The following is an 11,849-nucleotide window of genomic DNA, read 5'->3' on the forward strand; positions in this document are numbered from 1 at the left end:
ACTGCAAAATTATAAATAAACTCTAATATTAATAATGTAATTATATTAGGTATAATACCGGAGAAGATATATTCGAAAAAATACGCTACAATTAATAATAAACAAACGACAGGAAAGAAATAACTACTATCAAATATTTTTCTCATAAAATTAATTACTTAAATGTTGTGTCTCTTCAGTAGTGAAAGGTATAATAAATCAACCGAATAATTGTTGGTATTTCCTGTCTCCTTCTTATTAGGTCTTTACTTCTGAAGTTACTTATTTCTGCTAAAACTTTCACATCTTCTATGGTTTAAAATTGATTTTTCGCTATCTTCGTCATAATGAAAACTTTGCGAATATTTTTACTTTCTTTGGGCGGACTGGTTTTTGGACAGAATATCCAAAGCATCCAATTATTCAACCCGCAGACGAATGATGAAACGCCTGTTATCAAATTTGGTGAACAGCTGGTTTTAAGCTTTGACGATCTTACCAATGCCAGTGAAATATACAGGTATACAATCAAGCATTACGACAGAAACTGGAATGATGATAACCTGTTTTTTACAGAGATTGCCAATGGAAGTTTAAACGGACTTTTGGATCAGTTTCAGTATTCTTTTAATACCCTGCAGCCTTATACCCATTATAAGCTTACATTTCCGAACGATAAGATACAACCGAAAATTTCGGGAAATTTTGAGCTGATCGTTTATAAAGATTCAGCTGACAGACCTCTTTTTAAAAAGCGTTTTTATCTGGTAGAGGATGCGGCAAATATTGCTTTAAATATTTCAAGGATCGCAGATGCCAAAAATCCCAATATTAACCAAAGGGTAGAAGTAAAAGCCGCTTCAAAAGCAGGGGACCTTTCTTCTAATGTCAATTCTATGACTTTAAACGTTATGCAGAACAACAATCCTAATGTGGTGGTTAATAATATGAAACCAAGCGCAACCTTAGGAAACCAACTGCTTTTTCAGCAAATGAACTTAACATTTCCCGGAAATAATGAATTCTATTATTTTGATAATAAGAACATGAATATGGCCGCAGATATGGTGAGAGCAACGGAATTGAAGGATGGCATCAACCAGACTTATCTTCATCCGGTATGGGCTTTTCCTCTGAATTACCAATACCAGCCGGATGTAAACGGAGCATGGTACTACAGAAGAAACGATCTGGGACTGGAAAGAAATGCAGAAAGAGAAGCTGATTATTCATGGGTATATTTTTCTCTGGATTCTGATCCTGTGGATAAAGAAATTTATGTACTGGGAGGTTTTAATAATTTTAAGCCAAGTAAAGAAAATCAAATGCAGTACGATGCTGCAGGAAAAAAATATGTAGCCAGAATATTTCTGAAACAAGGTTTCTACAACTATATCCTTGCCACTAAAGAAAGTAACGGGTCTCTGAATTTTGGAGAGATAAACGGTAATTTCTGGCAGACAGAAAATCTGTATCAGGCATTTTTATATTATGCTCCTTTTGGGCGAAATTATGACGGACTGATGGGATATGGTGAATTCAGAACTCCTATTGGGAAATAATTTTGAATGAACTTAACTCTTTTCTTATAAAAATACTCATAGATTAGTAAACTACATAGAATAAAATATTATATAGAAAACCATCTCGTAAGGGATGGTTTTTTTTTGAAACTATGATGAATAAATAATTTGAAAGAAAAGCAACGAATTTCCAGGATAATCATGTGTTATGCTATGCATATTGAAAAAAATATTTCATAAAATGTTGAATTATATAAAAATTATTAGTCTATAATTTTTATAGAAATAAAAATATTTTCAATTAATTACATTGTTTTTAAAAATATTTTAAATTTAAAACAATTGTTCTATTTATTTTTTGAGTTTTATTTATCTATTTCGTTGCTTTTTTGCAAAAAAGGTATAAATTCGTTAAACATTAAACAAAATTTTTTATGAAAACGAAATTTATCTTTGCAGTAAGCATTGCTGCCTCCGCCTTTGTTTTTGGGCAGGAAACTCCATCAAAACTAATTTCCGGGAAAAACGGACTTCACGCAGAACTAATCAGATTCGATAAAAACGGTCCTGATTTTCAGGGAAAGCCTGTCTTATTTGATGAAACTACTAAAAGGGTTTCACAAGGACAGGGTTTAAGATTAGGCTCAGAAAAAGATGCGCTTGGTTTTGAGACTCACAGATTCCAGCAGACAATCAATGGTATTCCTGTAGAATACGGAATGATGTCTGTACAGACAAGAGGAGGAAAAGTGGTAGGTGAAACCGGAAAATGGATTCTTAAAGAGCCTGCAGCTGCAGAAAAGAAAGCTGGTATTTCAGAAAGTAATGCATTGCAGAGCGCTCTTGCTTTTGTAGGAGCAGATTCTTATAAATGGCAAAATAAAGAAGAGGAAGAATTTATTAAAAACGAATCTAAAAATGCCAACGCAACATTTGCTCCAAAAGGTGAATTGGTTTATTATTCGGAGCCTTCTGATGAAAAGATAGCTGATCTTAAGCTTGCTTACAAATTTGATATCTATGCGGAAAAACCATTAAGCAGACAGTATGTTTTTGTGGATGCCAAAACCGGTGAAGTTTTAGGAACCAATGCATTGATTCACGAAACCAATGCTCCGGGAACTGCTACAACAGCTTATAGTGGAAACAGATCTATTGTTGCAGATTCATACAACGGAAGCTACAGATTGAGAGAAGCTGGAAGAAATGGAGGAACAGCTGTAGAAACATACAATCTGAAAAAAGGTACGAATTATGCTTCTGCTGTAGACTTTACAGATACTGACAATAATTGGAACAACGTAAATACGAATAAAGATCAGTATGCTACTGATGCCCATTGGGGTGCTGAAATGACGCTGGATTATTATTATTCAAAATTCGGAAGAAAAAGTATTGACAATAATAATTTTGCTATCAAATCTTACGTACACTATTCAACCAATTATTTTAATGCTTTTTGGGATGGTTCCAGAATGACTTATGGAGATGGAAGTGCTTCAACGAATGGAGGTAAACCATTAACAGCTTTAGATGTTTGCGGACACGAAATTACTCACGGTCTGACTACAAAAACAGCTAATCTTGCTTATCAGAGAGAGTCAGGAGCATTGAATGAAGGCTTTTCTGATGTTTTCGGAAACAGTATAGAGCTTTGGGCTAGACCAACACAGTCAAGCTGGAAGCTGGGTGAAGATTTCAGCTATGTGATCAGAGATATGGCAAATCCTAATGCTTATCAGCAGCCGGATACATACAAAGGAACTTACTGGAAAGATGCAAGCAGCACCTGTACTCCTCAAGGGAACCCTAACCTTCCTGGATATAATGACAGCTGCTGGGTTCATACCAATTCAGGAGTTCTGAACTTCTGGTATTATCTATTGGTAACCGGAGGAACAGGAACTAATGATAAAGGTTTTGCCTATAATGTTACAGGAATCGGATTGGATAAAGCAGCAGCAATTGCTTACAGAACATTGACTACTTATCTTATTTCTTCTTCTACGTATGCTAATGCAAGAACTTATTCACTTCAGGCAGCTGCAGATTTATACGGAGCCGGAAGTAATGAAGTAACTCAGGTTACTAATGCATGGAATGCAGTAGGTGTTGGAGGAGGAACTTCTGCCGCAGGAAAAATAGCAGCGCCGGGTACTTCACTTTACACAATCAGTCCAAACCCTGCAACTGACAGATTTACTGTTGAGTTTGAAGGAAAAGAAGGAAACGGAATCGTTGAATTAGTAAGTCTGACAGGGAAAAAAGAAATCTCTGAAAAGATCAAAATTACTGAAGGTGCAAACAAAGTAGATGTTCAGCTTCCGTCTAATATACTTTCCGGAGTATACATCGTAATGGTTAACGGACAGAAAGCAGGAAATCTTATCAAAAAATAAATTTTAATATATCTTCAAAAAGGGTCACAAAATTATTTTGTGACTCTTTTATTTTTTATGTATTGATAAAATTATACTAAGTAAAAATCATTCAGCTTTTCTTCGCAGAGAGTTTTTACCACATCTATCCAGCGGTCTTCATCATTCAGACATGGGATATAGTGAAAGTTTTCTCCGCCTCCATGCTGAAACTGTTCTTTCCCTTCTACCGAAATCTCTTCTAGAGTTTCAAGACAGTCGGAAACAAAGGCAGGGCAAACAATAGCAAGATTTTTTACTCCTTTTTTAGGGATTGTTTCTAAAGTTTCATCCGTATAAGGCTCTATCCATTTATCTTTCCCCAATCTTGACTGGAAAGAGACAATTGTTTTTTCTTTGGGAAGCCCCATTTTAGCAATAACAGCTTCTGTAGTTTTATAGCACTGATGTCTGTAGCAATAGGCATTATGGGTATCTACCTGGCTGTTGATACAGTTGGCATCATCAATTTTGCAGGTCTTGGACGGATCTGTTTTATAAATATGCCTTTCCGGAACACCGTGATAAGAGAACTGCAGAGCATCAAAATTTTCAGGAAGCTTTTCCTTGATACTTTCAGCCAGACAATTAATATAAATTTCCCTGTTATAAAAAGGCTGTATATAATTGATCTTTACTTTAGGAAACTTCTTTTTCCGTACTTCCTCAGCTTTTTCAATCACCGTTTCCGTAGTACTCATCGCATATTGAGGATACAATGGGAAAAGGACAATCTCAGAAACTCCCTGGTCAACCAATTTTTGAATTCCTGTTTCAATGCTTGGTTCAGCATATCTCATCCCGATTTCCACAGGAACATCAACCAGCTTTTGCAGTTTTTTCTGAATTTTTTCAGTGATGAAAATCAAAGGAGAGCCTTCATCTGTCCATACTGTTTTATAGGCTTCTGCAGATTTTGCGGGTCTTGTATTCAGAATAATTCCGCGGACCAGAAGTGCACGGAAAATCCAGCGGTAATCAATTACCCTTTCATCCATTAAAAATTCGTCAAGATATTCCTTTACATCATTTACAGCCGTAGATTTTGGAGAACCAAGATTTACCAGTAAAATTCCTTTTTTAGCCAATATTTTTAATTTTAATTATGAAACAGCCTCTTCAAAATCTGTTATCAATGTTGATACTTGGGCAAAGGTATTATTTTCAACCAAGCCGTTATCATTAAATTTACCCTTTATTCCTTTTATTAAAAGCTGATGCTTATCTTCTGTTTTTGCCCCCAGTGTTTTCAGAATCATGATTAATTCCTCGTGTCCTTTTTCTCCGTTGGCAGACGCCGTAATTACCGCAACCGGTTTTTCAGAAAAAATAGTGGTGGAAACACACCATTCCAGTAAATTTTTCAATCTGCCCGGGATACTGAAAATATATTCCGGAGTAGAAAACAAGATGCCATCCGAACTTTCTATTTCTTCCCTGATCTTCAAAACTTCCTGCGGTGTATCCGTATCCGTTAATGAGGTATCAAAATGCGGAAGATCAGAAAGATCATCATAGATATGAAAATCTGTGTCAGAATGTTTTTCCAGAACCTGTTCTATTAACTTCCGGTTGCTGGAATGTTTCGTGGCACTTCCGATAATGACCAAAATCTTCTTTCCGGGTGACATTTCAGGCTGATTATCCGTTGACAGCTTCTACTTTTTCCACTAAATCCGGAACGAACTGTTTTAAAATGTTTTCAATTCCGTTTTTCAAAGTGGCGGTAGAGCTTGGACATCCTGAACAGGCTCCCTGTAACAACATTTTTGCTGTTTTACTTTCCTGGTCATATTCCATCAGCGAAATTTTTCCACCGTCATTTTCCACTGCAGGAGCTACATATTCATTTAAAATATCTGAAATTTTCTGCTCATCATCTGTATATTCTCTGTTGATGATCTTTTCAACAGGATTTTCATGTTTCTGAGGTTCAAGAGTGGAAATTTCCCCTCCGTTCTGAAGATATTCAGCGATGAAACCTCGTACAGCCATCATTACCTGATGCCATTCCACAGAATCATCCCTTGTTACCGCTACAAAGTTGTCAGAAATGAAGACTTCTTTTGCAAAATCAAATTCATTAAAGATAGCCTTCGCCAAAGGAACGCCCTCCGAATTATCTCTCGATTTCACTTCCACAAAACCCTCTATAAGCAGCTTGCTGGAAACAAACTTCATGGCATTAGGATTAGGAGTCATTTCAGCATAAATCTGATACAATTCCTTCTTTTTTTGAAGATAAATTCTCGGGTTGGCCAATAATTCGTCCTCAATAACATTTTTAAGGCTTTCTGCTACATGCTCCCATTCTACAGTGTCTTGTTTCGCTACCGCAACAAAATTAGCCGTAATGAAAATTCTTTCCACAAAAGGATAGTTGAAAAGTTCCTGAGCTAAAGGAATTTCTGAAATATCTGAACTTCTGTCCAACTCTAAAGATCCCGGGATCAGGTTATAATCCGCGACAAATTTCATCACTTTCGTGTTTTCAGTTGGTTCTATAAGTATCGTACGCATTTTTTCGTTAAATTTGAGATACAAAAATACGCAATTAGAAATTAGAAGTCAGAGATTGGAAATTAGATTTTTGCTATCACGGTTATTTAAAATTACAGGCCAGCATTGATTTTGTAAAAATTATTTCGAATTAACTCATTTTCAAATTATCAAATTAATATTATGGCAATTGTAAAAGAACTTTTAGGAAAGACACCTCAGATAGGAGAGGGTACATTTTTGGCAGAAACGGCTACTATTATAGGTGACGTTACGATGGGGGAAAACTGCAGTATCTGGTACAATGCGGTGATCCGAGGAGATGTGCATTACATCAGGATGGGCGATAAAGTGAATGTTCAGGATAATGCCATGCTGCACTGCACCTATCAGAAGCACCCTTTAAATATCGGAAATAATGTTTCCATAGGTCATAATGCAATCGTTCATGGCTGTACTATTAAAGATAATGTACTGATCGGCATGGGCGCTATCGTAATGGATGACTGTCTGGTAGAAGAAAACTCTATCGTAGGGGCAGGTTCTGTAGTGACACAGGGAACCCATATCAAATCGGGAGAAGTCTGGGGCGGTGTGCCGGCAAGAAAGATTAAAGATATTTCTGCCCAGTTACTTGAAGGAGAGGTAAACAGGATTGCAGATAATTATGTGAAATATTCTTCATGGTATAAGGAGAACCTGAAAGTGTGAGGGTAAGTGTGGGTTTGAGAGTTCTGGAGTTTGAGGATTTTAGAGTAAATAAAGGAATTGAAAGATATTAAATTTAAACTTTCGATAAGTTTGAAATCTGATGTTTGCTACCTGAAAAATCATGCTAAAAACTGATTATTCACTTGTGGAGAAAAATTCACACTTCACTTCAAAATAAAATATAACAAAAGCTCCATCATATGATAGAGCTTTTTTTGATCCTTAGTATAAACTCCTGGGTAAGTTTTGTTGATTTCTCAACAGGATATATAACCTTTGCTTTGATTCTCTTTTTACTGCTCTGCTGTGATAAGCTGGGCTTTTCCATTAATACACTTCACGGATGTTGGTGGCATTATCATCATACAGTCAGAGACAATATTGTATTTTTCGTTGAAGGCTTTTACCTTCTGTGTGTATTCCTCAATTCTTGGAAGCAGCGTAGTTTCTATCTTTTTAGGATAGGCAATATATTGCTGAGGTCCTCCGCAGCCTTTGGCTCCCATCGGTGCAAATGTCCATTCCGAAGCACTGGTGCATTTTTCTCTGGATGCCTCAGATTCGATAGATGCTTTTAATTTATCCAATTGGGCCTGCTCATATTTTTGACTGTCCTCGTCTGCAGGTCTTTCTGCAATATCTTTAGGCAGATTTGTATTGGCGTTCTTGGATGTATTGCATGAAACTGTTACAAAAATAGTGCATAATGCTAATAGTGGAGTATATATGAAACTTTTTTTCATTATAATTTCTTTTCTGTTAAAGAATTTTCAAAAGTTATGCCAAGGTAAGAAAATCAAATTCATTTCCGTAATTTTGAAGCACAATGAACAATCATTTTTTTGACTTAATAGAGCATACAAACAGAAGCGTTTTTCTTACAGGAAAAGCAGGAACGGGAAAAACAACCTTCCTTAATGATTTTGTGAAGAAAACGAGGAAAAAATATATTGTGGTTGCTCCTACAGGAATTGCTGCGATTAATGCAGGAGGAGTTACCATCCATTCCATGTTTGGCCTGCCTTTAAGGACCTTTTTACCAACTACGGACCGTATTGACGGAAGCTTGGCGAATAATATTGCCGACCTGATGCCTCATTTCAAATATAGAAAAGACAAACTCAAGCTTTTAAGAGAAGTGGAAGTTCTTATTATTGATGAGGTTTCCATGCTCAGAGCAGACGTTCTTGATATGATGGATTTCTCGCTGAGATTTATCAGAAGGAACAACCAGCGGTTTGGTGGAGTGCAGATGCTGTTCATTGGAGATCTTTACCAGCTTCCGCCGGTGGTGAGAGACGAGCATATTTTAAAAATGTGTTACCAGTCACCATTCTTTTTTGACAGTCTTGCCATTAAGGATATTCCGCTTCTGACGATTGAATTGACAAAGGTTTACAGACAATCGGATGAAAAATTCCTGGAAATCCTGAACGCGATCCGTGACGGTGATGTAGCCAATATCAACTTTGAAGACCTTAACAAACGATACGATCCGGATTTTAAAACAGGAACAGAATCTTATGTTTATCTGTGTTCGCACAATAAGATGGCGGACGAAATCAACCAGGAAAAACTGGAAGAAATTAACCTGACAGTTAAAACCTATGAAGCCAAGCTCTTTGGAGATTTCAAAGAAAACCAGTTCCCGAATGAACAGTTTTTGGAATTAAAAGTAGGAGCACAGGTGATGTTCATAAGAAATGATATTACCGGTGAAAAGAAATATTTCAATGGAAAACTGGGTGAAATTTCTGCTTTGGATGACAATGAGATCAAAGTTGTTCTGGATGGCAGTGAAAGAGAAATTACAGTTAAAAGAGAAGTCTGGGAACAGAAGAAATATTTCCTTGATACAGAGAAAAATATCAAAGAAGAAGTTTTGGGAAGCTTCGAACAGTTTCCGATAAAGCTGGCGTGGGCCGTTACCATTCATAAAAGCCAGGGTCTTACATTTGACAAAGTAATTATTGATGCGGGGAAAAGTTTTACAGCAGGTCAGGTCTATGTAGCGCTGTCCAGATGCCGTACTCTGGAAGGGATTGTGTTAAAATCTAAAATTACCCCTGAGGTTATTTTTAAGGATAACAGAATTCTGCAGTTCCAGGGTGATACTTTTGCCAATGATAATGTGGAGGCTATTCTGAATAAGGAAAAATATGATTACAGCATCAAAAAAGTACTCCGTACGGTAAACTGTCTCTGGTTTCTGCAGGAAGTGGAAGACTGGAACAAGCTTTCCATTACCACAAAAAATATTGATCACGTAAAGACAAATCAGCTATACCTTCAACTGAAACATGAAATTGTCAGCCTTGGAAAAATCTTTGAAAAACTGGAAAGAGTAATTTCCCAGAAGGTTAACAATTTTATTGAGAACAAAGAAGAATGGTCTGATATTGAAAGCAAAACTAAAGGGGCAGTTAATTTTTTCTTTATCGAAATAAGAGACAAGGTTTTCAATCCGCTGAAAGAATTCTATGCTGAAATTAAAGGAACAAAAGGGTTAAAACAATATAATGAAGCATTCAGAGACTGGCTTGAGGATACGGAAGAATATCTGAATAACCTGAAAGAAGCTCATCTATTGGAAACGAAACTTTTAGATGAAAAAAATAACAAGGAGATCAATTTAAAGATCGCAAAAGTTCCTTCTCAGGTTCTGACCTTCCAGTTATTTGAAGAGGGAAAAACTATTGGTGAAATTGCTCTCGAAAGAGGCTTGGTAAAAGAAACCGTAATCGGGCATTTAGCCAAATTTGCAGAACAGGGATTGCTGGATATTTCAAGAGTGATTACTTCGGATAAGATCAAAGCATTTGAAAAAGAATTTTATGAAAACCCTCATGAATCCTTAACGGAATGGAAGAATGCTCTTCCGAATGATTTTGAATTTAATGAGATCAGAATTTTGATTAATCATTATAATTTTAAGAAGAAGAAAAACAAAACGGTATAATAAAACAGCCTGTCTCAAGCGAGACAGGCTGTTTTTATTTATTCAACAGATCTTGGTTAACCCTGTATCCAACAATCTTAATATCCCCGTTTTTATCTTTCTCCATGGAAAAAGTTTCTTCCGTTTTGCCTGAGCCTCTTTTAACATCGTATATCAATAAATATTCACTTTTTGAATTAGATCCTTTTATAATAAGTGTTTCCCATTTTACTAAATTATATTCTTCAACCCGTCCTATATCATTTTGAGATACATTGATTATTTGGAGTAACTTTTCTTTGTTCGTTACTTCAAAAAACTTATCACTGAACAGATTGTAAATTGTATCCAGATTGCCTCCATACTTTAGTTCCCAAAAGAATTTTTGAGAGATTTTTTCTGCCTCTTTTTTATCTTCTTCTCTGTTTGAAAAGGTTTGATTAAATGAACAGCTGATCAGGAGAAAAGAAATAAGGATAATGCAGAATTTTTTCATGATAGTTTTCAGATGGAATTTTTATTTGATAAACTTCGTCTTTTTATGGAAAGTTTACAAGTAAGATTTAAACTATTTTTATGATCTGTCAAATTGTATAAGTAAAATCATTTAAATAAGAATTTAATTTCCAATAGTTTTTTCCTGAACTAGCTAATCCATCCTATCAATTACAAAAAGTAACTATTGCAATTTTATTGATTTAAATTTGTTTGGTTTTAAACCTAACATTTAAAATATGAAAAATTTTGAAATATCGGTGCTGGATCTAGCTCCCGTAAAACAGGGAAAAAGCATTCACGATACTTTTCAGGACAGTTTATCTTTAGCAAACCATACTGAAAGCTTAAATTATAAAAGATTCTGGCTGGCCGAACATCACAATATGGAAAGTATTGCCAGTTCTGCCACTTCAGTTCTGATTGGCTTTATTGCCAACGGAACAAAAACAATAAGAGTCGGCTCCGGTGGAATTATGCTTCCCAACCACAGTTCATTAATCATTGCTGAACAGTTCGGAACACTGGAATCTCTTTTTCCCGGCAGAATAGATCTTGGCTTGGGAAGAGCACCAGGAACTGATGGTCTTACGGCTCAGGCTTTGGGAAGAAATCCTGCAATAATCAACCAACAGTTTCCGAGACAGATTCTGGAACTACAGAGATATTTTTCCAAAGATAATTCTGATGCTCTGGTTCGTGCCATTCCCGGCGAAGGTTTGGATATTCCGCTTTACATTCTGGGATCCAGTACAGATAGTGCCTGGTTAGCGGCAGAATTGGGGCTTCCATATGCTTTTGCAGGACACTTTGCTCCTGAACAAATGGAAATGTCGTTTAATATTTACAGAGAACATTTTCAGCCTTCGGAACAACTGGATAAGCCTTACATTATGGCATGTATTAATGGAGTAGCGGCTGAAACTTCAGAAGAAGCTCATAAAATTTCTACAACTCTATTTCAGGCATTCATCAATATCATCAGAAATGACAGAAAACCTTTTGCACCTCCTGTAGACGATATGGATGATATCTGGTCACCAATGGAAAAATCGATGGTGCTCCAGAAACTAAAGTATACATTGATTGGAGATCAGACAGAAATTGAGGAAAAACTGAAAGATTTTCAGGAAAAATTCAATGTTGATGAATTAATTATCAACTCGCATATCTACGATCATCAGAAAAGACTGAGGTCTTATGAGATTTTCAGAGAGGCTGCGAACTCTTTATCCAAAGCCTAACAAACATTCATATTAATTGGCAGATGCTTATTTTTATAAGTAT

The 11,849-nt window shown here is 36.1% G+C and carries 10 protein-coding genes; 5 read left to right on the forward strand and 5 right to left on the reverse strand.

Annotated features, from left to right (window positions below; genetic code table 11):
• Window positions 1–326 precede the first annotated feature (326 nt).
• On the forward strand, window positions 327–1,541 hold the full coding sequence (locus ACQWU4_RS18980; RefSeq protein ID WP_429937312.1) for a type IX secretion system plug protein domain-containing protein: 1,215 nt from the start codon (window positions 327–329) through the stop codon (window positions 1,539–1,541).
• 395 nt (window positions 1,542–1,936) lie between these two features.
• The gene (locus ACQWU4_RS18985) at window positions 1,937–3,901 is read left to right on the forward strand and encodes a M4 family metallopeptidase (protein WP_429937313.1); all 1,965 of its coding nucleotides are present in this window, start codon (window positions 1,937–1,939) and stop codon (window positions 3,899–3,901) included.
• A 71-nt stretch (window positions 3,902–3,972) separates the two neighbouring features.
• On the opposite strand, the gene hemH is transcribed toward ACQWU4_RS18985, so the two are convergent.
• The 3 genes from hemH to ACQWU4_RS19000 are packed head-to-tail and all read right to left on the reverse strand — an operon-like array spanning window position 3,973 to window position 6,439.
• Entirely contained in the window at window positions 3,973–5,007 is a 1,035-nt protein-coding gene (gene hemH / locus ACQWU4_RS18990) for a ferrochelatase (protein WP_429937314.1), read from the reverse strand.
• Window positions 5,008–5,022: 15 nt separating this feature from the next.
• A complete protein-coding gene (locus tag ACQWU4_RS18995) occupies window positions 5,023–5,550 on the reverse strand; it encodes an NADPH-dependent FMN reductase (protein ID WP_429937315.1) in 528 nt (175 codons plus the stop codon).
• A gap of 10 nt (window positions 5,551–5,560) precedes the next feature.
• Complete coding sequence (locus ACQWU4_RS19000) at window positions 5,561–6,439, reverse strand: NifU family protein (RefSeq protein ID WP_429937316.1); 879 nt, start codon at window positions 6,437–6,439, stop codon at window positions 5,561–5,563.
• 162 nt (window positions 6,440–6,601) lie between these two features.
• On the opposite strand from ACQWU4_RS19000, the gene ACQWU4_RS19005 reads away from it, so the two are divergent.
• Complete coding sequence (locus ACQWU4_RS19005) at window positions 6,602–7,129, forward strand: gamma carbonic anhydrase family protein (protein WP_429937317.1); 528 nt, start codon at window positions 6,602–6,604, stop codon at window positions 7,127–7,129.
• Window positions 7,130–7,422: 293 nt separating this feature from the next.
• Here ACQWU4_RS19005 and ACQWU4_RS19010 read toward each other — a convergent pair whose 3' ends face one another.
• Window positions 7,423–7,872, reverse strand: a complete 450-nt coding sequence (locus ACQWU4_RS19010; protein ID WP_429937318.1) for a hypothetical protein — start codon at window positions 7,870–7,872, stop codon at window positions 7,423–7,425.
• Between the two features lie 83 nt (window positions 7,873–7,955).
• On the opposite strand from ACQWU4_RS19010, the gene ACQWU4_RS19015 reads away from it, so the two are divergent.
• Window positions 7,956–10,088 (forward strand): helix-turn-helix domain-containing protein, encoded by a 2,133-nt coding sequence (locus ACQWU4_RS19015; RefSeq protein WP_429937319.1) that lies wholly within the window; start codon window positions 7,956–7,958, stop codon window positions 10,086–10,088.
• Window positions 10,089–10,122: 34 nt separating this feature from the next.
• On the opposite strand, the gene ACQWU4_RS19020 is transcribed toward ACQWU4_RS19015, so the two are convergent.
• Window positions 10,123–10,563, reverse strand: coding sequence for a hypothetical protein (locus ACQWU4_RS19020; protein ID WP_429937320.1), 441 nt, complete (start codon window positions 10,561–10,563; stop codon window positions 10,123–10,125).
• A 238-nt stretch (window positions 10,564–10,801) separates the two neighbouring features.
• On the opposite strand from ACQWU4_RS19020, the gene ACQWU4_RS19025 reads away from it, so the two are divergent.
• Window positions 10,802–11,806: an LLM class flavin-dependent oxidoreductase gene (locus ACQWU4_RS19025; protein WP_429937321.1), complete on the forward strand. Its 1,005-nt coding sequence runs from the start codon at window positions 10,802–10,804 to the stop codon at window positions 11,804–11,806.
• Window positions 11,807–11,849: the final 43 nt, after the last annotated feature.

The sequence above is a fragment of the Chryseobacterium sp. MIQD13 genome (assembly GCF_050496705.1).
GTDB lineage: Bacteria > Bacteroidota > Bacteroidia > Flavobacteriales > Weeksellaceae > Chryseobacterium.